Annotated in this window: 22 protein-coding genes and 1 tRNA gene; 14 read left to right on the forward strand and 9 right to left on the reverse strand. The window is 42.4% G+C overall.

From position 1 onward, the window contains the following. Positions 1-91: 91 nt before the first annotated feature. A complete protein-coding gene (locus tag ABID99_RS24535; protein ID WP_373615410.1) occupies positions 92-580 on the forward strand; it encodes a hypothetical protein in 489 nt (162 codons plus the stop codon). Between the two features lie 88 nt (positions 581-668). Here ABID99_RS24535 and ABID99_RS24540 read toward each other — a convergent pair whose 3' ends face one another. Beyond that, positions 669-1,325: a metal-dependent transcriptional regulator gene (locus ABID99_RS24540; RefSeq protein ID WP_188833590.1), complete on the reverse strand. Its 657-nt coding sequence runs from the start codon at positions 1,323-1,325 to the stop codon at positions 669-671. 137 nt (positions 1,326-1,462) lie between these two features. Here ABID99_RS24540 and ABID99_RS24545 point away from each other — a divergent pair, with 137 nt between their 5' ends. Next, on the forward strand, positions 1,463-1,900 hold the full coding sequence (locus tag ABID99_RS24545) for a DUF5990 family protein (protein ID WP_373615411.1): 438 nt from the start codon (positions 1,463-1,465) through the stop codon (positions 1,898-1,900). 87 nt (positions 1,901-1,987) lie between these two features. Here ABID99_RS24545 and ABID99_RS24550 read toward each other — a convergent pair whose 3' ends face one another. From ABID99_RS24550 to ABID99_RS24570, 5 genes are all read right to left on the reverse strand, one after another. After that, positions 1,988-2,530 carry a hypothetical protein gene (locus tag ABID99_RS24550; protein WP_208057663.1) on the reverse strand — a complete coding sequence of 181 codons (543 nt, stop codon included), beginning with the start codon at positions 2,528-2,530 and terminating at the stop codon, positions 1,988-1,990. Positions 2,531-2,903: 373 nt separating this feature from the next. Continuing rightward, positions 2,904-3,779, reverse strand: a complete 876-nt coding sequence (locus ABID99_RS24555) for a flagellar motor protein MotB (protein ID WP_090532131.1) — start codon at positions 3,777-3,779, stop codon at positions 2,904-2,906. 250 nt (positions 3,780-4,029) lie between these two features. Then, a complete protein-coding gene (locus ABID99_RS24560; protein ID WP_354484647.1) occupies positions 4,030-4,536 on the reverse strand; it encodes a hypothetical protein in 507 nt (168 codons plus the stop codon). Positions 4,537-4,665: 129 nt separating this feature from the next. Next, positions 4,666-6,417, reverse strand: coding sequence for a S41 family peptidase (locus ABID99_RS24565; RefSeq protein WP_373615412.1), 1,752 nt, complete (start codon positions 6,415-6,417; stop codon positions 4,666-4,668). Positions 6,418-6,480: 63 nt separating this feature from the next. After that, positions 6,481-6,696, reverse strand: coding sequence for a hypothetical protein (locus ABID99_RS24570; protein ID WP_090532134.1), 216 nt, complete (start codon positions 6,694-6,696; stop codon positions 6,481-6,483). A gap of 192 nt (positions 6,697-6,888) precedes the next feature. Here ABID99_RS24570 and ABID99_RS24575 point away from each other — a divergent pair, with 192 nt between their 5' ends. After that, positions 6,889-7,461 carry a porin family protein gene (locus ABID99_RS24575; RefSeq protein ID WP_091167635.1) on the forward strand — a complete coding sequence of 191 codons (573 nt, stop codon included), beginning with the start codon at positions 6,889-6,891 and terminating at the stop codon, positions 7,459-7,461. Positions 7,462-7,618: 157 nt separating this feature from the next. Here ABID99_RS24575 and ABID99_RS24580 read toward each other — a convergent pair whose 3' ends face one another. Together ABID99_RS24580 and ABID99_RS24585 are read right to left on the reverse strand one after the other, a co-directional pair. Further along, positions 7,619-11,041: a ThuA domain-containing protein gene (locus ABID99_RS24580; protein ID WP_373615413.1), complete on the reverse strand. Its 3,423-nt coding sequence runs from the start codon at positions 11,039-11,041 to the stop codon at positions 7,619-7,621. A 584-nt stretch (positions 11,042-11,625) separates the two neighbouring features. Beyond that, positions 11,626-11,737 (reverse strand) — tRNA-Asp (locus ABID99_RS24585). Positions 11,738-11,888: 151 nt separating this feature from the next. On the opposite strand from ABID99_RS24585, the gene ABID99_RS24590 reads away from it, so the two are divergent. Continuing rightward, the gene (locus ABID99_RS24590; protein ID WP_090532141.1) at positions 11,889-12,365 is read left to right on the forward strand and encodes an Lrp/AsnC ligand binding domain-containing protein; all 477 of its coding nucleotides are present in this window, start codon (positions 11,889-11,891) and stop codon (positions 12,363-12,365) included. 132 nt (positions 12,366-12,497) lie between these two features. On the opposite strand, the gene ABID99_RS24595 is transcribed toward ABID99_RS24590, so the two are convergent. Then, positions 12,498-13,625 (reverse strand): glycoside hydrolase, encoded by a 1,128-nt coding sequence (locus ABID99_RS24595; RefSeq protein WP_373615414.1) that lies wholly within the window; start codon positions 13,623-13,625, stop codon positions 12,498-12,500. 736 nt (positions 13,626-14,361) lie between these two features. On the opposite strand from ABID99_RS24595, the gene ABID99_RS24600 reads away from it, so the two are divergent. The 10 genes from ABID99_RS24600 to ABID99_RS24645 all read left to right on the forward strand — a co-directional run bounded on the left by ABID99_RS24600 (position 14,362) and on the right by ABID99_RS24645 (position 23,059). Next, entirely contained in the window at positions 14,362-15,300 is a 939-nt protein-coding gene (locus tag ABID99_RS24600; protein ID WP_373615415.1) for an FAD:protein FMN transferase, read from the forward strand. Between the two features lie 185 nt (positions 15,301-15,485). Further along, positions 15,486-15,827: a hypothetical protein gene (locus ABID99_RS24605; protein WP_090532147.1), complete on the forward strand. Its 342-nt coding sequence runs from the start codon at positions 15,486-15,488 to the stop codon at positions 15,825-15,827. Beyond that, positions 15,817-16,725 (forward strand): hypothetical protein, encoded by a 909-nt coding sequence (locus tag ABID99_RS24610; RefSeq protein ID WP_139160022.1) that lies wholly within the window; start codon positions 15,817-15,819, stop codon positions 16,723-16,725. The genes ABID99_RS24605 and ABID99_RS24610 overlap by 11 nt, the downstream gene beginning before the upstream one ends. Positions 16,726-16,734: 9 nt before the next feature. Beyond that, entirely contained in the window at positions 16,735-17,418 is a 684-nt protein-coding gene (locus tag ABID99_RS24615) for a response regulator transcription factor (protein ID WP_090532151.1), read from the forward strand. A 4-nt stretch (positions 17,419-17,422) separates the two neighbouring features. After that, positions 17,423-18,757 carry a HAMP domain-containing sensor histidine kinase gene (locus ABID99_RS24620; RefSeq protein WP_354484656.1) on the forward strand — a complete coding sequence of 445 codons (1,335 nt, stop codon included), beginning with the start codon at positions 17,423-17,425 and terminating at the stop codon, positions 18,755-18,757. 256 nt (positions 18,758-19,013) lie between these two features. Continuing rightward, on the forward strand, positions 19,014-19,694 hold the full coding sequence (locus tag ABID99_RS24625; protein WP_112656120.1) for an OmpA family protein: 681 nt from the start codon (positions 19,014-19,016) through the stop codon (positions 19,692-19,694). 173 nt (positions 19,695-19,867) lie between these two features. Further along, a complete protein-coding gene (locus ABID99_RS24630; protein WP_373615416.1) occupies positions 19,868-20,257 on the forward strand; it encodes a hypothetical protein in 390 nt (129 codons plus the stop codon). A gap of 69 nt (positions 20,258-20,326) precedes the next feature. After that, the gene (locus tag ABID99_RS24635; protein WP_090532159.1) at positions 20,327-20,827 is read left to right on the forward strand and encodes a heavy-metal-associated domain-containing protein; all 501 of its coding nucleotides are present in this window, start codon (positions 20,327-20,329) and stop codon (positions 20,825-20,827) included. Positions 20,828-20,851: 24 nt separating this feature from the next. Then, positions 20,852-21,652 (forward strand): hypothetical protein, encoded by an 801-nt coding sequence (locus ABID99_RS24640; RefSeq protein ID WP_373615417.1) that lies wholly within the window; start codon positions 20,852-20,854, stop codon positions 21,650-21,652. Between the two features lie 12 nt (positions 21,653-21,664). After that, positions 21,665-23,059: a hypothetical protein gene (locus ABID99_RS24645; protein ID WP_373615418.1), complete on the forward strand. Its 1,395-nt coding sequence runs from the start codon at positions 21,665-21,667 to the stop codon at positions 23,057-23,059. Positions 23,060-23,173 lie beyond the last annotated feature (114 nt).

Below are 23,173 nucleotides of genomic sequence, written 5' to 3' on the forward strand. Positions count from 1 at the left end.
CTGCCCGCTTTGCCACATTTCAATCATCTTAATAGCTATTATTGGGGGATTTGTAAAAAATGCCTACTTTTAAAAATTAACATTTTTGAACATGCGATACACCTACTTTAAAGCATTTAAACCCTTATTTTTTATTGTATCGGCGCTGGTATTCACTGGCAATGTCGCCTCGGCACAAACCCAGGTGGCAACTCCGGCCGCAGCTCCGGTAACCGGGGTACAAACCTTTATTGATAAGTTTTTTAAAGAATACGACAAGCAAGGCACGGCCCGTGCAGTGATTGATATTTTTAAAAGCAACAAGCAGATGGATTCAACCCGGCTTACCGGGATTATTGTCAAAATAGATTCCATGCGAAGTGTAATAGGCAAATATCTCGGCAAGGACCTGATCATGCAACGCAAGGCTTCAAATAGCCTGGTTCTGTACAGCTATCTGCTTAAACACGAAGGCCAACCGGCCCGCATGACGTTTATGTTTTACAAACCCAAAAATGAATGGGAGATCTACCGCCTCTACTTTGATGTAGACGTTGATGGTGAACTTGCCGAATCATCAAGAGTAACGGGGAAACCATAAAAGAGGTAAAAGGCGAAAGGCAAAAGGCTTTTTTTGTAAAGATTAACTGAACCCCTTTCATCTTTATCCTTTCGCCTTTAACCTAAAATTAGTCCACCAATATATTCTCGCCAAACTTTTGCGAAACCGTGGTATCCCCGCGGTTTTCAATTTTTATCACCAGCGAATTGTCATACGGAATTTTTTCAATCAACTGAATTTTTGTGCCTATCCCTATGTTCAACCGTTGAAGGTATTGCAAAAATGAACTGCTGGTGTCACGCACGGCGGCAACATGGCTTTGGGCACCGGGTTTAAGCTCAGAAAGGCTTACGGAATAAGATTTAGGCACTTTACCGTTCGCCTTTGGTATAGGGTCACCATGTGGGTCATATTCAGGAAAGCCCAGGAATTTATCCAGCCTGTCGGCAAGGGTAGCATCGTTAATGTGTTCCAGTTCTTCGGCTATATCGTGGATCTCATCCCAGTGATAGCCTAATTTCTCCAGTAAAAAAACTTCCCAAAGGCGATGGCGGCGTACAATTAATGTAGCATCCTTTAAGCCTTGCTGGGTTAGCCTTACGCCATTTTTTTTATCATATTCTATCAATTGTTTTTCGGTAAGCTTACGGATCATATCTACCACTGAGGCCGGGTTATTGCTGAGTGATTCGGCAATGGCGGTGGGTGTTATTTTAAAATCCTTCCCTTGTAATGCAAGGCGATAAATAGCTTTTAAATAGTTTTCTTCCGAAAGCGTATACATCAGTAATCAATTTGATAAAACACAAACATAAGCAAAAGTAAAGCGCTTATTACATCCTGAACGTTAGGTAGTGCCTCAACTTAAAAGAAAATACTCCGGATAAAACTTTTGAAGATTGGTTTTAATTATAATTGTATATGGATATTCAACTTTGTATTATTCTGCAAAATCCTCCGGCGGGGGTAGATTTCGGAATTCAAAAGGGCAGCGGAAACAGATATGAAACCATTCAGACACAACGATCCGATGGGCTGGATATCCAATTTAATCTGACGATCCAATTAAAAAGCGATCCGCAGAAGATCAATGATCTTCGATTTTCGGGGCCGTTTGTACAGGGACAGCCCGCAAGTCAATTCCTTTATATTGACGTTGGTGAATATGCAGGCCAGGTGGGAGGCTGGAGCCGCAGAGTTAAAGTTCCGCTTTCCGGAGTAACCTGGGACATGATAACCCAGCTTGGCCACCATTCGACTGCATTCCTTATAACGAGCTTTCCGGGAACAGCAAAAGACGGCAGTCCCATTTGTGCTACGGTCAAACCATTTGAAGGCTGGAAGGTAAATATGCCTTAAACTGAGCCTCAATGAACTTATAGATATGCCCTGGAAACAAAATAGGCCTCCTTGTCAGGAAGCCTATTTGCTATATAATAATGTTTATTAGTGATGCCCGTGACCACCACCGTGACCATGTCCGCCGTCACCACCGTGCCCGCCACCATGACCATGATCACCGCCGCCGTGCCATCCGCCTCTGTTTGGGTTACCGCCATGCCATCCGCGATCGCCGCCGCGCCAGTGATTGGCATATCTTACATCACGGCTGTTACGGATGATCACCTGATCATGACGGCCGCGATAGCCGGAATAATGATCCCTGTAGTATGCGTTGCGTATCCATGGGTTACGCTCATTTACCACAACTTTATATCCATTGTAAACATTATAGTTACGATACCTTACAGGTAAATACCTGCGGTGTACCCATACGTTGTTTTCATAGTAAATATAATTATGGGTTGGCACATCGTAGTAAGCATCAATATCAGGCATGTAATAATAGTCAACATGATCATAGCCTACAGGCCCCCAATCGGGCTGACTGCCTATGTTGATCCCTAAACCAATACTAACCTGTGCAGAAGCTATTTTTGCAGAGAAGCAGCTTAACAAAATAACTGCCGATAAAATCATCTTTTTCATAACGCGTGTAATAAGTTATATTTATATGACTATGGTTAAAGCCCATGGTTTAACCTGTCTCAATATCTGTTGCTCCATTTATTCAAAACAAATGCCATTGTAATGGCAACCTTAGTGTAATGAAGCAAGCTCAATTAATTGTAACACAGCAAATGTTAGTTATTTTCCGTCTTAATTAAATGAGCAATATTCCAAATTAAAAAAATTGTATTTTGTTATCATTCGGTTAATAATTGTATGGAAAATAAAAGCTTTCCGACCCTCCCGGCGCCCTGCTTCAGCCCTTGCAATACTGTCTGCAAAAACATACGAAAATAGCCGCACAAAAAAGCCACCCCAACCGGGTGGCTTGAAATTGATAGCTAAACTACAATTATTGTTTAGGCGGCGCGGGCTGATCGGCCGGTGCTTTGCCTATCAGGTCCATAAATTGATCCAATTTTGGTGTTATGATAATTTGAGTACGCCTGTTTTGTGCTTTACCACTCGGGGTTGAGTTATCCGCGATAGGATTATACTCACCACGGCCACCGGCAGTTAAACGTTTAGGATCAACCTGGTAAGTGGTTTGCAGGGCCTGCACTACTGATGAGGCACGTAAAGCACTTAAATCCCAGTTGTTGCGGATATTTTTCTGCGAAATAGGAACATTATCCGTATTACCTTCAATCAGCACATCATAATTGCTATAGTCCATAATAATCTTGGCTATCTTGCTTAAAGTAGCACCTGCCTTATCAGATATTTCATAACTACCTGATTTATATAACATATTATCAGATAATGAAATGTAAACCACTCCCTTCAATACCTTTACATCAACATCCTGGGTTTCCTGCGGAGTTAATGAGCGGGTAAGGTTGTTGGTCAACACCATGTTAAGCGAATCGCTTTTGTTTTTAGCGTTAACCAACTGCTGTATATAGCGGTTTGAAGCATTGATCTCATCAACCAGCTTTGATATATTCACATTGCCCTGGCTGCTTGAGTTTAAACATTTGTTCAAGGCATCCTGCAAAGCGGTTACATTTGTTTTTTGCTGCTCAATTTGCTCTTCAAGGCTTTTGTTACGGCCACGTGCCACGGCAAGGGCCTGTTCGCTGGTTTGGTATTTAATGCTCAGGTCTTTGGTGCTGTTCTGCAATTGTGTGTAATTAGCATCCAGCTCTTTGTATTTTTTGCTGCTTACACAGCTTTGGCCTAATACTGCTGTTACAAGCAGAGCCAAAATGGATATTCGGTATTTCATAGTGTAATTTGATTTAAATCGTTTAACAATAAATCGGTTAGCTAAGTAACGAATATAATGTTCGTTTATAGCTAACCTATACAGGTAAACTATTAAAGTTAACCGGAATGTGACATAAAGGGGCAACTTTTGTGCCGAAGGCCAACTATGCCCCTAAGGGAAGATATAAGGGGAATTGCAAGAAAAAAGGGCTGTCCTTTTTGGGGGACAGTCCTTCATAAAAACAATCAAAATTAAACAATACAAAAACTTAATCGCGGTGGCCATTGCCGTGATTGTCATGACCATCATGTCCGCGTTTATTACCGTTTGATTTTTGTTTTACGTCAACCCTGCGCACAGTTTTACGTTCAACCCAATGGTTACGGTATTTTTCATCGTGGCTATCACGAATTACAACCTGATCATGACGGCCTTTGTACGAGGCATATTTACGTTTGTAAACATCATTCCTAACCCAAGGGGTGCGCTCGTTAACTACTACCTTGTAGCTGCGGTAAACATCAAAGTTGCCAAAGCGCGGCGGCAACATAGCGCCATGCACCCAAACATTGTTATCATAATAAACATACTGATGGGCATTGATATCGTAATAAGCGTCAATATCGGGCAGGTAATAATAATCTACATGGTCATAACCTACAGGCCCCCATGCCGGTTGACTGCCTATGTTGATATTTAAGCTTATTTGCGCGCCGGCTATTTTTACGGTTAAGCTGCTTAATAATATGGCAGCTGTTAAAATTATCTTTTTCATTTGGTGTTATTGTTTGTTTGTAAGTATATGACAATAACAGGCCATAAAAGTTTAACTCCCTTACCTATTGCAAGGGGTAACTAATTGGATGCAATGTGTGTTTTGAATTGAAACAGACTGGTGTTCAACCTATTCGTCGTCGTCATCTTTATCGGCTGCTTTTTTAGCCGCCATGGCCAATACAGGTTTTCCGATAACTTTATAGCTGCCTTCGCCTTTTAATATTGATGCCAGCTGGGCTTTATCCTGCATGGTTTTTACGCTCTGTGCAAGTTCCTTATCGTATTTAAAATTGGTTTCGTAACGGCCTTTTTCATAGTAATAGCGTGACGCTATTTCGTTTTCAAGTACTTGCTTGATTTCGTCTTTATGTTGAACAAGATCGTTCTTTTTGCTGGCAATAAGTTTGGTTTTCAAACCTTCATACTCGGCCTGGATATCGTTGAACTGTTTATCCTTAGTGGCTTCAACTTTTAAGGTGGTTAATAATTTTTCGGATGCGGTGGTGTAACTGTAATTTTTATCGGCCAGGTATTTTATAAAGTCATTGTATTCGCCGTCAGATAGCGTAAACGAACGGGCATCGGCAATTTTAGCGTGCTTATCGTGGTAAACGGTGGCATAATCAAATATCAGCAGTTTGCCCACCAATGCCTGGGTAACATTGGCAAATTTTTCCTGTTTGATAAACAGGTCCGGGTAAATGCCGCTGCCGTCATAAACAGAGCGCCCGTTTTTTGTTTTAAATTCATGGATCAGCGAATCGGCCACTTTTACCACACTGCCATCATCCTTACGGTGGGTATAATCCAGCTCCTGGATACAACGGCCCGAAGGCACATAGTATTTGGCGATGGTAATTTTTACCAGGCTATTGTATGGTAAATTGAAAGTTTGCTGTACCAGTCCCTTACCATAACTGCGCTGCCCGATGATCACCGCTCGGTCGAGGTCCTGCAGGGCGCCGGCAACAATTTCACTTGCCGATGCCGAATGGCTGTTAACCAATACCACCAAAGGCAAATCGGGTTCAAGCGGTGCGCTAATGGTGCTGTAAGTAAAGTTCTTTTCCTTTATCTTTCCTTTTTGCGATACAATCTCCACATCTTTCTGCACAAAAAGGTTCACTATTTTTACGGCTTCCTGTAGTATGCCACCGCCATTTGAGCGAAGGTCAAGGATGATACCGTTGGGATTTTTCTTTTTTAGCTCGACGAGCGCATTGGTAACTTCGGCAGCCGAATTTTCAAGGAATTTATCCAGTTTAATGTACCCCATGTTGCCATCAACCATGCCAAAGTATGATACGTTAGGCTGCTTGATCTCGTCACGAACCAGGTTCTTTTCAAATGGCTGAGGTGTATTATCCCGTTTGATGAACAGTTTTATAGCTGCGCCCTTTGAACCTTTAAGCAGCTGGCTTACCTGGTCGTTATTTTTGCCGTTAAGGTCAACATCGTTTATCTTCAGGAGCTGATCGCCGGGGTGTACATCTCCTTTTTGGGCCGGGAAGCCCGCAAACACTTCGGATACAAATACTTTACCGTTACGCAAAAAAATACTGGCGCCAATGCCGCCATACTGGGTACTTACGTAATGCAGCTTATAATCTTCAATTTCCGATTCGGGCACAAACTCAGTATAAGGGTCAAGACCATCGAGCATGGCATCAACACCGGTTTTTACCAGCTTGGCCGAATTGATGTCATCAACGTAATTGATATTAACCTCTTTATAAACAGAGGCAAAAACATCAAGGTTCTTCGAGATCTGGAACAGGTCGTCATTAAAACCCACTATACCCGCGGCCAGCAATGCAATACCTGCAAATAAGCCTGCTCTTTTGTATCCTTTTTTGAACACTAACCCCTGTTTCATCATTTATCCTCGAAAAAAATAAAAATACAAAAAAGCTGTCCAGTTTGTATAACCGCAGTGTCTATTTTACAGTCGGTTGGTATCAATATTAACCAAGGCCTTTTTTAGGGTGAAAACCACATATTTGCGATCGCGGTTTACCAGGTCCATCAGTTTGGTAATCAAGCTTTCTTCCTGTCCTTCGCTATACTTTAACTGCTCGTCTGTAAGGTGGTTGTATTTACGTTGAATCTTAATTTTTACGCGTTCCCAATCCTTGTTGGTAATACTGATTTCAGCCATGTTCAATTTATTTTCAGCAAAAATATAAAAAATACCAAGTTGCTACTGTTAATTGTTTGGCTCGTGTATTGATAATACCTGATACGGCTCAAATATGGGCCGGGTTATAACCAAAGTAAATTAATAGCGTAGGGCCGTATACAATTTAAAGGATAACGTGCGTTTATGGCTTTACATTTAACATCGAAAATCATGAAAAAGTATCTATTAAGTGCAGTATTGCTGATAGCTGTAAGCATCAGTGCAAAAGCACAATTTTCATTAGGCGTAAAGGGAGGTGTCAACTTTTCAAAAATTGGCTCCGATAATTTTAACGACAAAAACCTGACCGGCTACCAGGCCGGTTTATTTGCCCGCGTAGGCAACGGCGTTTACTTACAGCCAGAGCTTTACCTGAGCGGTACCGGCGGTAAATTTGAATCAAATGATAATAATACCGCATTTAGTGGCAAGGTAAGGTTCACTAACCTGAATGTGCCGTTATTGGTAGGTAAGTCATTTGGCCAAAAAGATTTGAATTTCCGTATTATGGCCGGGCCGATTTATACTTATACGCTTGATCAAAGCACCAGCGTAAGTAATAACGTAGGTAATGCATTCAATGATTTTAACAAAAGCAATATTGGTTTCCAGGCCGGCGCTGGTGTTGATATAGGTTCAATCACTGCCGATTTGCGTTACGAAGGCGGTTTAACCAAAGTTAGCGATAGCTTTGCCAAACGTCAGAACCTTTGGGCACTGAGTGTGGGCTTTAAGATTTTTTAAAGATTTATCGAGAGTTCGTGGGGACACGAACTTGGAGAAAACAAAAACGGCCCGGCAGGTTAACCTGCCGGGCCGTTGTGTTTTATAAAGCGCTCTCCAAAAAAAGAGTTGCGTTCTTCAAAGTCTCCCCTTTTAGGGGGAGGTTTAGAGGGGACATTTACTTCGCACTAAATACAACTGATGTTACCCCTGCTGTCATAGCGGCTTTACTTGCCGGTTTGTATATGAAGAACAGCTTATGCGTTTTACCGTCAGTTACCGGCGTAAGTACAAGGTGAACAGCACCGCCTTTAGCATCCTTAGCAGGCACAGGCATACTTCCTTTACCTGCAAGGGTTCCTGTTTCCGAATCGAGCCTTAATTCAAAATTAAGCGGAGCAGTAGGTGGCGCTTGCCAGAAATTGGTTAGGTTAATGGAGCGTACGCCTGTTAAATCGATATTCTCCAATGCAAACCAACCGTCGGTACCCGGATAGATCATCAGGTTAATGCCATTGTATTTAAAGGCGGTAAACCCGTTGAATTTTTCGGTGCCTTTAAACTGGTAAGTACTGCTGTTTAATGATACAATGGCGCTTCCGGTCAACTTCTTAATGTCATTACCGCCGTCATCTGTGTATTTGGCCGATAGTACCAGCGCCGCCGCTTGTTGTTTTTCAGGCGGAGCAGGCATAATAGTGCCAGATGCAGCTAACGAAGGTTTCTGATTGCTGTTATCGAGGGAAAGCACCCAGTTAATGATCTGATCAAGGTCGCCCTGCTTAATGTTTGGATGGGCAGACATTGCGGTTTCACCCCAAACACCGGCACCACCTTTAATTACCTTTTGGGTGAGTTTGGCCATGGCATTAGGATCTTTTTTGTACCTGGCCGCAACCTGAACAAATGACGGGCCTATGGATTTGCCATCTTCTTTGTGGCAGCTTTTGCAATCCATAGTGAGCATGAGGGTTTTGCCACGATTTTCGGGCTCGCCCTGCTCATGCTGCGTGGCTGATTGTGCTTTATCAAAGCCTTCGATATAATCAAGCCCAACATAAATGCGTTTTGGATCTATCGCTTTGGTGTCAGGTCCATCGGTTACGTTAACCGCGTATTTGAATGGCACACCAGGCAGGTAAAATGACTTATTGCCGCCTGTAATAGCGATAGTAACAGTTGGTTGCTCATTACCCGCGTAAATACTAACCGGCGCGCTTTTGCTTGCTGCACCTTTATCGTCTTTTGCTTCAACAGTAATTTTGTAATCGCCAACTGTTGTGTAAGTATAGCTAAGCGATGGGGTGGTTGTTTCTTTAGTTACACCATTACCCAGGTTCCAGGTGTAAGAAATATTATCTTTTTCCGGATCAGCGGCTTTGGCAGTCAGCTTAACAGTAAAAGGCAGCACGCCTGATGTTTTATCAGCTTTGAAAGATGAAATTTCGGGAGGACGGTTGCCTGAAATATAGTCAATGCGGAACAGGCCAGCATCCGGGTTATGCGAGAACCAGCCACTGCCGTACTCCAACCCATAAAGCCTGCCATCTGGACCAACTTCCATATCAATCATGGAGTTTACCTTCAGCTTAGGGAAGAAAGGTTCCATTTTGTCAAAATCACCTTCAGGAGTTAGCGTGATGGCCTTTATCCAGCCGCGCATCCAGTCGTATGCTAAAAACTTGCCGTTATAATAATCAGGCAGGCGGGTTTCTTCGGGGAACATATCGGTATAATAAACCGGACCAGCCATAGCGTTCCTGCCACCTGCGCCAACCTGCGGAAAATCTGCCGATGGACCATAAGGGTACCAGATAAATGCAGGTTGCGCCGGCGGCAGATCGGTTAAACCTGTGTTATTACGCGAGTTGTTAACCGGGTGCTTAGGATCAAACGCCGGGCCCGATTTGCCTGTGGCATAATCATAAAGATGGTACGGTTTGTTATCGCCCACAAAATATGGCCAGCCAAAGTTACCCGCTTTTTTAGCCTGGTTAACCTCGTCGTACCCCATGGGGCCACGGTTGTCAAGGCTGTCATTATGCGCATCCGGACCCACTTCGCCCCAGTACAGGTAGCCGTTTTTCTGATCTACCGAAATCCGGTATGGGTTCCTGTCGCCCATTACATAAATCTCCGGGCGGGTTTTTGGAGTACCTTTCGGGAACAGGTTGCCTTCGGGGATTTCATATGTACCATCATCCTTAAGGTTGATACGCATAATTTTACCGCGAAGGTCATTGGTATTACCGGCCGAGCGGCGTGCATCAAATTGCAGGTGACCCGGCCTGTCATCAAGCGGAGCATAACCACTGCTTACATATTTCTGTCCTTTTTCATTAAACGGAGTTGAATTATCCCCGGCCGAGAAGAACAGGGTTTTATCAGGCCCCGGACCAAAGGCTATTGAGCCCCCTGTGTGGCAGCAGATCTCGCGCTGTGCTTTTACCTCCAAAATAACTTTCTCGGTTTTTTTATCCAGTGTGTCGTTTTTAAACGTAAACCTTGAAAGGCGGTTTACCGAACTATCGGCAGGACTGTAATAAATGTAAATCCAGTTGTTTTTTTCAAACTCAGGGTCTTTGGCCAGGCCAAGCATCCCTTCTTCGGCATTTACATTGGGCACATGGGCTTTCCAATACACGTCAAAAAAACCAACCTGCTTTACCTTCTGGGTATCGTGCTTGTACAGCATGATCTCGCCGCGGCGCTGGATCACCATAATATCCAGGTTCGGCAATATGGTCATCTCGGTTGGCTCAAAAAATTCGCCGGTTGATAATTGTGTCTTTTTAAAGCGATCCTCATCGGGTGGCAGTTGGGTTTTAGCCTTGCTGTAATCCAATTCTTTATTTTCGCCTATGGCATATTTAATACCGGCAAGCAGCATTTTCAGGTAGCCTGTTTCTTTATAACTTTCGTCGGTATGGCCCATAGCTGTATAAAACGCCCGCCCCCCGTCAAAATCATGATACCATGTGGCGGGGTGCAGCCCCATGCGCTTACCTCCTTTATAGGTGCTTTCATCAAGGGTAATGAGTACATGCACATCCGTAGCCAATGGCTTGCGGAAACTGTAAAACTCATCGGTGCGTTTCCATACTTTAGGCAGATCTTTAGTTGCATCGTTGTTGGCATCAACTATATTATAAGTGCCGGGCTGTACATTCGGGTTTTTATCATGGATACCCGGGTGGTCATAAAACCAGGCGCCAACCAGGCGACCATACCACCCCCAGTCATATTCTGTATCGGCGGCGGCGTGAATGCCTACATAACCGCCTCCCGCCTGAATATAACGTTCAAAAGCCGCTTCGTGCCTGTAATCAAGTACATCGGCGGTGGTGCTCAAGAAAATAACAGTTGAATACTTTTTGAGGGTATCCTCGTTAAACATTGCCGAGTTTTTTGTAGTGTCTACCTCAAAGCCATTTTCGGCGCCAAGCTTTTTGATAGCGGCTATGCCTGCATCGATGGATGCATGGTGAAAGCCCATGGTTTTTGAAAAGATAAGCACGCGCGGTTTATTGGGGCGTGTTTTGTTACAGGATAAGTAAATGCAGCTGAATGCCACAAGAACCATCAGGACGATTTTTTTCATATCGACTTAATTGCAGATTGGGTTAATTGGTGTTCGGATCGGTTTCAGGACTTAAGGCAGCAATATACCACAATCGATTGCAATAAATTGTTGCCAACCAAATTTATAACTAAATCTTTACGAAACAATATCCAATGTGTAAAAATGACACATTATTTTTTACTGTAATTTTGACGGTTTTTGCTGCGTCCGGTCATATATAGAAAGGTTATTTCCTTTCCTGCTTTTTTCGGCAGGTGCCCGTGAAGCTATCCGGATGATGTTATGCGAATTGGCTTAGGCTGATTACAATATTTTGGAGAGCGCAAAATAAAAAAGCTGTAAAAACAGCAAAGCCCCTGATGGGCAGGGGCCTTTACTAACCAATTATAAACCTAAATTATGAGAAGAGCTGTAGGAGAAGGAGTCGAACCTTCACGGAGTGGTTATTTTTATTGCTAAAAGTTTCCCAATTTCTCCGCCACCGCGACAAGGAGGTGTGTCTGCCAAAAATTTCACCATCCTACAGTGTTGTAAGTCTTAAGTCGTTAGTCTGAAGTTCTAAGTCTTTTGACTTAAGACTTCTGACTTTGTACTTAAACTTGCTGTTGGGGAAGGATTCGAACCTTCACAGAGTGGTTAGCCCGCTTCGGGTTTTCCATGATCTCCGCCACCGGGACAAGGAGGTGTGTCTGCCAAAAATTTCACCACCCAACATTGTTTTTACTTTAAAGAACATTAAGCATTTCCCTTTTGCTTGATACAAATTTAATAGGACTATCTATTTCTTGCAAATATTTCAACAAAAATATTTTATTTTTAATCGAATTTTAATTAAACTTGTATTTCAATATAGATATTCAAATTTATGTCCCACAGAAAAGCTCAAAATTTAGAAATTGATAATCTTGACATCCAGATTTTATCAATATTAATGAAAAATGCTACCACTCCATACACCGAGATAGCTAAAGAGTTGATTGTTTCTGGCGGAACCATACACGTGCGGATGAAAAAGTTAGAGGAGATGGGTGTAATAAAAGGGGCCAGCCTTGAGGTAGATCCGCAAAAGTTAGGATATGACATCACTGCATTCCTGGGTATTTACCTCGAAAAAGGATCACAGTATAATGAAGCTGTAAAGCAATTAAAAACAATTAAAGAAATTGTCGAGTTGCATTACACTACCGGCGAATGGAGCATTTTTGCTAAAATTGTATGTCATGATACCACTCACCTGCGTGAAGTTTTGAACGAGCAGATCCAGGGTGTAAGAGGCATTCAACGTACCGAAACCTTCATTTCGCTTGAAGAAAGTATCAGGAGGCAAATAACGCTGGAATAAATTTTACTCAAATTATTGAAACGCCTACAGCCTGGTTTTTACCGGGCTATAGGCGTTTGTTTTATGAAAACCTTAAATTGAATTACCAAAAAACGGACCATTGAACGTGAAAAGGGAAAATTCATGACCCGATTACCATGTCACCCTTACTGTAGTGAAAGATTTTCCGGCATAATCAACATCGTAATAATTTTGATTCACATTATCCTGGCTCCAAATCAACACGTTATTTTCCGTTGCACTGGTCCTGTAAATCCTTATTGTACTTATATTGCCGCCAAAGTACAGTCTAACCCTGTTTTGGGGATCGGCATTCCAGTTAACTACATTAATATCGGCTTTGTTTGAGGTTGTAAAAGCGCTTACATTATCCGCTCCAAAGTTCGTTATGCCAGTTAAGGTTGTAGGAATATAATTTTCGTTAAGCAGGTTAGCCGTATATTGTTGAAAAACATAGTAATTTTTCTTTCGTACCGCCGGTGCTCCCCAGGGAGTATACAGCAGCCCGCCAAAATTAGTTTCAGGATTACCCCATTCAAAATACAGCCAGCCTTTCGCTCCGCCCCTAAAGGCATCTTGAAATTTATTAACAAGGTCGAGGGCAGCCGTTAATTCATCCGGTGTAGTTCCCATACCAAAGCCAGCGTGCCACTCAGTCATATACAGGCCCTTGGCACCCGCTGATGAAGAGGCCGCTGAAAAGTTAGCAGCCGAACTATTTAAATATTGATGAGTGGTGAAAAGACTTACGTTCCCCGAGGCATTAAGCCCCGAAACATATGATCCGGTATGGGTTACATCAATACAATCCGGAGATGCAAAAACAGGTACAGAGATACTCAATGACTGTAATTTAGTTTTAAGCCATCCGGCAGTGCTTGTATATACACTTTGGGCTTGCGCTGTGGTAAACTCCGCCGATTCATATGCTATACCCGAAGACGGATAATCAGGCTCATTCATTAAGCTCAAATAATTAACAGTTATTCCATTGTCTTTTAGATTTTTAATATGAGCGTACAAAAATTCGCCGAACTCGCTATAAGCATTGGTTACACTGGCATTAAGCGTTCCTCCATTATTAACGCTATTGTTAGTTTTCAAATATTTAGGCGGAGATAATACAATAGCCCAAACTTTAATAGCCGGATTTGTAAGCTGCGCTTTTTTTAACGCTGTTATCTGGTCAACCAGGTTAGAATTGCCGGTAAAATTAAATTTAGAAAAATCTGTGTTATTCGGGTCTGTGTTATCATTCACATCCTCCACTCCATCAGCTCTAAGTACAATTTTAAAAACATTTACATTAAGGTCATGCCAAAGCCAGTTGCTTGCATCAGTAAAAATTAGTTATCCCGTTTACCAGGTGCCCACTATAAAAATAGCAGCCCGCCCCTATAAGGTCAATCTTCTGGAGGGGGCTTCCTATTCCTACAGTTATGCTTCCCCCGCTTTGAACGGAATTTATAACTGGCTGATTCACGCGTTGCTGTGCAGGAGGGACAGCATTTTTACGACAGGACAAAACAGCGCAAGCCAGTGTCACAGCTATCGCTGAAAGGATTTGATTCTTTCTCATAAACTTTTCTTTGATTGATAATTGGTCCGTAATTTTCGATAATAAAACAAGCTGATAAATGGACATAATCAGGTTTTATATGGACTATATTACTTTCAGGATCTTCAACACCATATCCTGCTGAAGATTTATAAAAGCAGAGGAAAAAAGATATTTTATTTCGATGTTGCTTCAACACTGCCCTCTTCAGTTAGCGCTTCTGTCCGCTTTAACTCTTTTTATCATTTAAGTGTTAAAAAATGTCAAAATCAGTTAATTATATTAATTAAAAAGCCTTTTTCATCTCAATTTCATAAAGCGCCGCTACTTTAGTTTTTGTAAAGGAGTGATGTAGCGTAATTGATCAAACTCGCGTAAGGTAATTTACGGTGCATTGTGTGTTCATTTTTAGATACTTAAAAGATTATTATTATTATTATGCTGGCTATAAAAACTTTAACCGATAATTTAACAGTCTACAAACGCAACATACGTTTAATGGGCGATAAATTTGAGATTAGTGTAGTGGGCAATAACCCCCTGCTGGCCGATGAGCAAATTGACATTGCCATTGATGAAATTAACAGGGTTGAAAAATTGCTTTCGGCTTTTAGCGATGACAGCAGCATCAACCACATAAACCGTAATGCCGGTGTTGCCCCGGTTAAAGCCGATGGTGAAACATTCAGGCTCATTAACAGGGCACTGCAAATATCAGAACTTACTTACGGCGCTTTTGATATTACCTACCTGGCTGATAACGCGTTTAACGAAGCCACAGCCGAAAACAATTTGGTAAAAACCGCCAAACGTACGCTTCCACTGGCCAGCTATAAAAACATAGTGCTTGATGCTGTAAAACAAACTGTTTTTCTAAAAGAAAAAGGGATGCGCATAGGTTTTGGCGCAAACGGCAAAGGTTACGCCGCCGACAGGGCCAAATATGTATTGCAAATGAACGGTGTAAGCAGCGGCGTGATCAATTTTGGTGGTGACCTGCTTGCATGGGGCTTACAGCCAAACCTGCAGCCCTGGACTGTTGCCGATGCCGACATTAGCCAGCTAAACCAACCCTTTGCTGATTTGGAGATCAGTAATCTTGCTTTTGCAACATCGGTTAATGCCGAAAAATATGCAAGTATCAGCAATAAAAAATTCACCAACGTATTTAACCCTAAAAAAGGGTTTCCGGTTAGCGGTATTACAAGCGTAAGCATCCTTAGCCCTACCGCCGAATTTGCCGACGCTTTGGCCACACCAATACTCACCATAGGTGTTAACGCCGGCCTATACATGATCAATCAGCTTAACCAGGTGGCCTGCGTTATTATTGATGATCAAAACCGGGTTTATCCGTCAAAAGACATCGCTCTCTGACTTTCAAACATTAAAGTACACTCATAAACCTTTCATCATAATTGTGATTCGGATAATTCATTTGCATCGGCATTTTTACAAGTGCTCCTGCAAATGAATTGTTATTTGTTGTACCTTTCTCATTTTGGTGTAAACATTTAAATTGTCCTTTATTTGAGCCTTATTTTTACCTTTTCTTCTCCTCAATGATAAAGTGGTTTGCGTATATTGTCCTGTTATTGATATTTGCAACACGTATATCATTTGCCAATGCCCTTACAAAAAACATTGATGCGCTTGCTCATGCCGGTAACAAAAAACCGGGTGCGTTGTCGTATACTTTATTAGCGGCTGATACTACTACCAAAACCAAAAAGCAACTGGAGGATGAAAAGAAAAAAATCAAAGAAATAGCCAAAGCAAAGCGGCAGGCTAAGCCGGCTACTGTTGACGACGATGCCGTACCGCCTAAGCCCAAACCCAAAAGGCAGCGCCGCCCCGAAGGCATGGAGCGCCCGCCCGAAATACCGAGGAGAAATGGCAGTTAAACCGGTTAAACAATTTACCATATTGATGAAATACCTTTGCTTACTTTTTTTTATGGCTGCAAGCGGTACCGTATTTGGTGCGGATACTGATTTGCGCCTTTTTGCCGGTAAGCACCCCTTAGTAGCCGATTCTGATACCATTATTCGTAAGCGGTCAATTTCGGCCGGGGTAAGTTATGGCAGCGACGTGCTGTTTTTTGGTCGTACCGGCCCGGTAAAATATCCTTTTGTTACTGCCGATCTGATTTATAATACCAAGTCGGGTATCTTTTTATATGGCTCGGCCTTTAAAGTTTTGGGGTATGCCCCTGTTGATGAGGTTGATTTGGGCGGAGGGTATTTTTACAAATTTTCGAAAGCCTTTTCCGGCTCAGTAAGTTATACGCGGTTCTTTTTTGCCAGGGATGCAGCACAGGTTATCAAGTCGGCCTCCTCAAATGATATCAATTTTAAAAATTCATACGATTGGCATTACCTGAAAACAAGTGCTGTGCTTGATTATCTTTTCGGCAAATCGAACGACATTTTTTTAACGATAAGCAATTCAAAATACTGGGAAAGCAGCTGGAGCATTTTTGACGACCAGGATTTTCTTTCCTTTAACCCTTCCTTTAATTTTATCCTGGGCACGCAGAATTTTGTTCAGCGCTATTCACTTGATCATCATTTCAGGGACGAGGCCGCCAATATTTCTATACAATATGACCCGCGTTATGCGAGCCGTAACCGCCGGTTCAACATGCTTAATTACAGCTTCAAAATCCCGGTGGCTTATAACCGGCCACATTATACGTTTGAATTTTCGTACAAATATTCTATCCCAGTTAACGTAGAAGGAGTATTGCTTAACCGGCGCGAGTCATTTTATAATTTAACTTTTTACTACGTTTTTTATTAATCATAATACATGAATGTTTTAATAATAGAAGACGAAACAGCACTTGCCCACGAACTTGAAATTTTTCTTTCAAACTATAACTATATCTGCGAGGTTTGTTTTGACGGCACTTCGGCATCCGAAAAAATTGCCACAAACCTGTATGATTTTATATTGATAGACCTGGGCCTGCCCGATTATGACGGCCTTGATCTGCTCAGGGAATCAAAAAAGACTAATTCGGAGGCGGCATGTATTATACTCACCGCCCGTGCAGAGATCAACGACCGGATCAAAGGCCTCGACCTTGGCGCCGACGATTATCTGCCTAAGCCTTTTTCGTTGCTTGAGCTGCAAAGCCGTATGCAGGCCATCATCAGGCGTAAGTTCGGGGTTAAAAATAACATTGTTGAACTGGGTGGTTTCCTGATCGACCTTACCGCACGTACTATATCCTATTATAATAGCGTTGTTAATACCATTACCAAAAAAGAATTTGACCTCATAGCCTATCTGATATTACATAAAAACCGTACGCTTACCCGCATGCAGCTGAGCGAGCATATCTGGGGCAGCGTGGTAAATAATGATTATGACAGCAATTATATTGACGCGCATATTAAAAATATCCGTAAAAAATTAAATGCCTATGCCCCGCCCGACTGGCTGGAAACGGTACGTGGTTTGGGTTATAAAATAAAGATCAACGCCTGAGTATTTGAAATTAGGAACAAAACTTACCCTTTTTAACGCCATCTCCAAGCTGGTTATCGTGATACTATTTGTATTGCTTGTTCCTGTATTGATCAAAAATATCAGCCGTAATTATGTCGACAGCAAGCTTATCAAACAAAAAAACAAGCTGCTGCAAATTGTAAAAAGCAAGGGCATTGAAACCTACATCGAAAACGGCGAAGGCTACGGCAGCTACCTCCCGCTTAAGGAAGAATATATCAGCCTGGACGAAGTTGATCCCGATTATTTCCTGGATACTATAAAAAGAGGCAAGCGGCTTTTTAGTGAAGGGGATACTTTAGAGTATCGCATATTAAGTCACACTTTTAAGGTTAAGAACAAAAATTACCTGCTGGAAATTGGCAAAAGTGTGGATACTTTGGATGAAACCAGCGTTCCCCTGCAAAATATAGCTTTCCAGGTATTGCTGGGAATGATTTTGCTGACCGTACTGGCCGACCAGGTATATTCAACCTATGTACTTAAGCCTTTACGGCTTATTATTAAAACCAAGCTTGTAGGGCAAAAATTCCCTAATTTTCATACCTACCGGCAGGTACGTACTACCACATCAGATTTTCAGCATCTGGATATCAGTATCCATAACATGATCGAAACCATTGCCGATAAGTTTCATAAAGAGCGGGAGTTTATTTCCAACGCATCGCATGAGCTTATGACACCTATCTCTATCCTTCAGTCAAAAATCGAGAATATGTTTGAGGAGGAGGATATCAACGATGAGCTTAAAGGCAGGTTATTGGAAATGCAAAAGATCCTGAACCGGTTGAAGAGCATTACGAAAACGCTGCTGCTCATTTCCCAGATAGAGAACGAACAGTTTTTAAAAGAAGACAAGGTATCGGTATCCGAACTGTTGCAAGAGGTTTATGACGAGATCTCCATTCGCCTGCAGGATAAAAACATCAGCTATGAAATGTTGATGCCAGAGAACTGGCATTTTGTCAACATCAATAAATTTTTACTCTTTAACCTGTTCTTTAATCTTATCAACAATGCCATTAAATACAATCATGAGGGCGGCAGCATTAAGGTAACAGGCATTGCTGTAAATGATAAGTATATGATCAGTATAGCTGATACCGGCATCGGTATAGATGAAGACGCCATCCCGCTGATCTTTAACCGCTTTAAAAAATTCAGACAGTCATTACAACAAGACAGCTTTGGATTGGGCCTGCCTATTGTAAAATCAATAGCGGCCTTTCATGATATTGAAATCAATGTAATTTCTGAAAAAGATAAAGGAAGTACCTTTAAACTTATTTTCCCGGCTACACTGATAGTAATTTCCTAAAACTGCAAAAAGGCATGCCAAATTGTACTGTAGCAAAAATTTTACTGCTGCTTTGTACTAAAAATCGGGCAGTGTTGCAAAAATCAATAATCCCGTATTCTTTACTTCATTGAAATTAACTTTACTTATCATTAAAAAAATGTTGCTATGATTGATGGGAGATGTTCTTTTGATAGAAGCGGCGCATAATACTGCCATCCGCTTTTTTTGGCATCTGCTTTGTAAAAAGTACGGTATAACATAATATACAAGTACGATGAGAACGCTTAAATTAAAAGTAGCCACCCTTGGTATAGCATTAGCTACAGCAGGCATATTAGGCTCAGGATGTAATTCACTTACAAAAACACAAAAAGGTGCTGCTATTGGTGCGGGTGCCGGTGGTACAGTAGGTGCTTTTATTGGTAAAGCTGCCGGTAATACCGCTTTAGGTGCTATTATAGGTGGTGCTGTAGGTGGTACCGCAGGTGCTTTTATCGGCCGTAACATGGACAGGCAAGCTGCCGAGATTAAACAAACAGTGCCTGGCGCCACAGTAACCCGCGAAGGTGAAGGCATTTTGGTTAAATTTGATTCAGGTATTTTATTTGACACCAATAAATCAGATTTGAAACCCGCTGCGGAAACTAACCTGCAAAACCTGGCTGCCTCATTACAGAAAAACCCTGAAACTAACATTACCATCATCGGCCATACCGATAATACCGGATCTGACAGTTATAATCAAACACTTTCAGTAAAGAGGGCGGATGCTGTAAAATCATATTTAGTTGCGGGTAATGTAGCTTCATCACGTATGACAGTGACCGGTAAAGGCGAAAGCGAACCAATTGCCGATAATACCACTGCCGATGGCCGCGCACAAAACCGCAGGGTTGAGATCACCATTGTGGCAAACGAAAAAATGAAGGAGCAGGCTAAACAAGCTGCCCAGTAACACAGTGAATTAATAATAAGATCAGTTAATAGTTTAAAGAAGAAGTCCCCGGCGCAAAGCCGGGGCTTTTTGGTATATGCCAAAATCACTATTCGCACATTTGTTAAACAATGTGTTATCCCAACTGATAAAAACATTTTGTAATCAACAAGTTAATCACCTACTTTTGCAGTATGGTAAAAAGATCAGGAGCGATATTACTCACTATACTGTACACAGTTACGGTATTGGGCTTTGCTCTTAATTTCCATATTTGCGGCGACTACGTAGCATCTGTAAAAATTGATGCCCCGGCGGTTAACTGCAAAATGGACCAAAAAGGCGGCAAAATGAAATGCTGCAAGGATAAACAGCTTGAAGTAAAAGTAAAAGACGCTCACCAGGGCGAATCAACTTCGTTTTTAGCAAAGATGTTTGGCTTTGAACTGCCAAGCTGGTCGTTCGATAGCCTATTTCCGGCCTTGCCATCTTCTTCTTCCGACAAATTTTATGACCGCAGCCCTCCCGATCCATCGGTTCAGGGCATCGCCACATTTATCCGCAACTGTATCTTCCGCATTTGATCTGTTAATTGTTAAACCCGGTAAACCTTATCAATAGTTTATTCTCTAACAATTAATTACACGATCAACATGAAAACTTTAAAAATATTCATCATCATATTTGCGCTTTCTGTAACAGCAGCTAAAGCCCAATTTACCAAAGCCGAACTCCAGGTTAGCGGCCTTACCTGCGCCCTATGTGCCAAATCTACCGAAAAAGCATTACGCACGCTGCCGTTTATTGGCGAAATCAAAACTGATCTGATCCGTAACACTTACCTCATTACCTTTAAAAATGACGTTCCGGTAAATTTCGAGCAGATCAGCAAAAAGGTTCAGGGCTCGGGATTTTCGGTTAACAGTTTAAAAGCCACTTATAATTTTGCTAATACCAAAGTTGCCGAGAATACATTTAACTACGGGGGCGATACTTACCGCCTGCTTAACGCTGCCGATAAATCATTTACCGGCGACGTGAGCTTTACCGTGGTTGACAATGGTTTCGCACCCAAATCGGTATCAAAAAAATACCTTGGTCAGGTTACGGATACAGCCCCTGCAAGCGGCCGCGTTTATCATTTAGCCATCTAAATTCTTCATTTAACATCATTTTTTATGAAGAGGATATTATTGGCTGTTTGCCTTATGGTAATGGCACGCCCTGTATTGGCGCAGGAACTGTATGTAAATACAGAACCTGCCAGCAACATGGCAACCGGCTCATTGGGCATCCGCATGGAAAACCAGGGATACTTTAAGCCATCGTACAAAAACCGCAGTACTATTGAAGCCATGTATGGTGTTAGCCGACATTTGATGGTGCATGGCTCGGTTTACATGTCTGATTATTATAATTCAAGCCAGCACTTTGAAGGTGGCAGCGTGTACGCCAAGTACCGGTTCCTTTCTATCGATACCGTTCAAAAGCATTTCAGGGGCGCATTTTTTGCTAAACTGGCAAGCATCAACAACCCCGTAGTCAACCGTGAAATCACTTTGGAAGGGGATAACAGCGGAGCACAAGGCGGGATGGTTTTCACCCAGTTGCTGCATAAGCTGGCGCTTTCGGGTTCGGCAAGCTATTTGCGGGCTTTTGATAACAGCGGGAACTATGAAATTTCAACCAATAGAGTACGTAATGCCGCGGCTTATACCTTATCTGGCGGCTATTTGCTTTTGCCACGTAATTATCGCGACTACAAGCAGGTAAATTTAAACTTGTATTGTGAACTGCTGGGCAAAATCAACCCAGGGCATAGCGAAAGTTATCTGGATGTTGCACCCGCTTTGCAACTGATCTTTAACAGTACCTGCCGGCTTGATTTCTCGTACCGTACGCCTATCTATAATGATATGCAACGGAATACTAAAAACATGTACCTCATCAGGCTGGAGTACAACTTTTTTAATCTTTAACCCTACACTACTATGAAAGCATATATTGTGTTCGTTGCCATAAGCCTTGCTGCTATGGGCGCATCCGCCCAGCACCATCACGATATGAAGATGAGTGATACCACAAAAAAGAATATGCGCATGAACAGCACCAAACCCATGATTATGGATGGTATGGATATGGGCAATATGAAAAAGGATACGCCCATGCACCATATGATGATGATGACGAGCCAGTTCTCGCGCGATCTCCCCATGAACCGCGACGGTTCGGGTACCTCATGGGTGCCTGATGAAACTCCACTGTATGCCTACATGATCCATGGTAAAAAATGGATGAGCATGGTACATGGTAGCTTTTTTGCGCGGTATAACAACCAGGACCTGTTTAATTCGGGCAAGAGAGGTGGCAGTAACAGGATTGATGTACCCAACTGGTTCATGTTCATGACCCAGCGAAAAGTAGGCAATAATGGGCTGTTCTCCATTAATACCATGTTCTCGTTCGATCCCTTTTTGGTGGGCAACGGCGGTTATCCCCTCCTGTATCAAACCGGCGAATCATACAAAGGACAAAAATTGGTCGACAAACAGCACCCGCATGATCTCTTTGCTGAGTTGAGTGTAGCTTATACCCAGCGCGTGGCTAAGGATGCTGATCTCTATCTCTCGTTCGGTTACCCGGGAGAGCCGGCTTTAGGTCCGCCGGTATTTATGCACCGCCTTTCGGCCATCAATGACCCCGATGCGCCGCTTGGTCATCATTACCAGGATGCTACACATATCACCTTTGGTGTTGCAACATTGGGCTTCCGCTTAAAAAATGTAAAGCTGGAGGGGTCCATATTTACCGGCCGCGAGCCGGATGAGCACCGCTATGATTTTGATAAAATGCGGTTTGACTCATACTCGGCCCGTTTATCCTATAATCCATCCAAAAAGTGGGCGCTGCAAGTATCAGACGGATGGATCCACAGCGCGGAAGAAGCCGAGCCGGGGCAAAACGTAAACAGGTTCACTGCATCAGCCATCCATACCAAAATGCTGAACAAAAACAGTTATGTAGCAACTACACTGGTTTACGGACAAAACCATTATTCGGACAATCATAAAACGCAGCCGTCTGTTTTATTGGAGAATACTTTACAGCTCAATAAAACCGCTGTTTATGGCCGATATGAATTTGTGCAAAAAGACGCCGAAGAACTGGACATGCACGATGCCTACCCGCTTAACCCCAACTTTAATATCAATGCTTTAACCCTGGGAGCAAACCGTATTTTAAGCAGCTTCAAAAACACCAATGTTACCGGCGGCGTACAGGCTACGCTCAATGTTTCACCATCGGCGTTAAAGCCGCTTTACGGTAGCGCACCTGTTGGCTTTGAAGTTTATTTAAGGATAAGCCCGGCGCTGATGAAAATGTAATGATCCCTAATTTTTCGAATTAAGTCGAATTACACGAATTAAAAACAATTCATAATTCCGCCATCTTGCAATAACAGTTTCGTCTGAACATCAGACAAAACACAAAGAGGCCCG

Source organism: Mucilaginibacter sp. OAE612, assembly GCF_041806395.1.
GTDB classification, from domain to species: domain Bacteria; phylum Bacteroidota; class Bacteroidia; order Sphingobacteriales; family Sphingobacteriaceae; genus Mucilaginibacter; species Mucilaginibacter rubeus.

What these genes read in the sequence shown, in the direction of transcription:
- ABID99_RS24605 (WP_090532147.1), top strand. Translation starts at nt 15,486, where the DNA reads ATGATAAAGTGGTTTGCGTATATTGTCCTGTTATTGATATTTGCAACA.
- ABID99_RS24625 (WP_112656120.1), top strand. Translation starts at nt 19,014, where the DNA reads ATGAGAACGCTTAAATTAAAAGTAGCCACCCTTGGTATAGCATTAGCT.
- ABID99_RS24545 (WP_373615411.1), top strand. Translation starts at nt 1,463, where the DNA reads ATGGATATTCAACTTTGTATTATTCTGCAAAATCCTCCGGCGGGGGTA.
- ABID99_RS24555 (WP_090532131.1), bottom strand. Translation starts at nt 3,779, where the DNA reads ATGAAATACCGAATATCCATTTTGGCTCTGCTTGTAACAGCAGTATTA.
- ABID99_RS24580 (WP_373615413.1), bottom strand. Translation starts at nt 11,041, where the DNA reads ATGAAAAAAATCGTCCTGATGGTTCTTGTGGCATTCAGCTGCATTTAC.
- ABID99_RS24575 (WP_091167635.1), top strand. Translation starts at nt 6,889, where the DNA reads ATGAAAAAGTATCTATTAAGTGCAGTATTGCTGATAGCTGTAAGCATC.
- ABID99_RS24600 (WP_373615415.1), top strand. Translation starts at nt 14,362, where the DNA reads ATGCTGGCTATAAAAACTTTAACCGATAATTTAACAGTCTACAAACGC.
- ABID99_RS24590 (WP_090532141.1), top strand. Translation starts at nt 11,889, where the DNA reads ATGTCCCACAGAAAAGCTCAAAATTTAGAAATTGATAATCTTGACATC.
- ABID99_RS24535 (WP_373615410.1), top strand. Translation starts at nt 92, where the DNA reads ATGCGATACACCTACTTTAAAGCATTTAAACCCTTATTTTTTATTGTA.
- ABID99_RS24550 (WP_208057663.1), bottom strand. Translation starts at nt 2,530, where the DNA reads ATGAAAAAGATGATTTTATCGGCAGTTATTTTGTTAAGCTGCTTCTCT.
- ABID99_RS24570 (WP_090532134.1), bottom strand. Translation starts at nt 6,696, where the DNA reads ATGGCTGAAATCAGTATTACCAACAAGGATTGGGAACGCGTAAAAATT.
- ABID99_RS24630 (WP_373615416.1), top strand. Translation starts at nt 19,868, where the DNA reads ATGGTAAAAAGATCAGGAGCGATATTACTCACTATACTGTACACAGTT.
- ABID99_RS24610 (WP_139160022.1), top strand. Translation starts at nt 15,817, where the DNA reads ATGGCAGTTAAACCGGTTAAACAATTTACCATATTGATGAAATACCTT.
- ABID99_RS24615 (WP_090532151.1), top strand. Translation starts at nt 16,735, where the DNA reads ATGAATGTTTTAATAATAGAAGACGAAACAGCACTTGCCCACGAACTT.
- ABID99_RS24560 (WP_354484647.1), bottom strand. Translation starts at nt 4,536, where the DNA reads ATGAAAAAGATAATTTTAACAGCTGCCATATTATTAAGCAGCTTAACC.
- ABID99_RS24540 (WP_188833590.1), bottom strand. Translation starts at nt 1,325, where the DNA reads ATGTATACGCTTTCGGAAGAAAACTATTTAAAAGCTATTTATCGCCTT.
- ABID99_RS24640 (WP_373615417.1), top strand. Translation starts at nt 20,852, where the DNA reads ATGAAGAGGATATTATTGGCTGTTTGCCTTATGGTAATGGCACGCCCT.
- ABID99_RS24565 (WP_373615412.1), bottom strand. Translation starts at nt 6,417, where the DNA reads ATGATGAAACAGGGGTTAGTGTTCAAAAAAGGATACAAAAGAGCAGGC.
- ABID99_RS24635 (WP_090532159.1), top strand. Translation starts at nt 20,327, where the DNA reads ATGAAAACTTTAAAAATATTCATCATCATATTTGCGCTTTCTGTAACA.
- ABID99_RS24645 (WP_373615418.1), top strand. Translation starts at nt 21,665, where the DNA reads ATGAAAGCATATATTGTGTTCGTTGCCATAAGCCTTGCTGCTATGGGC.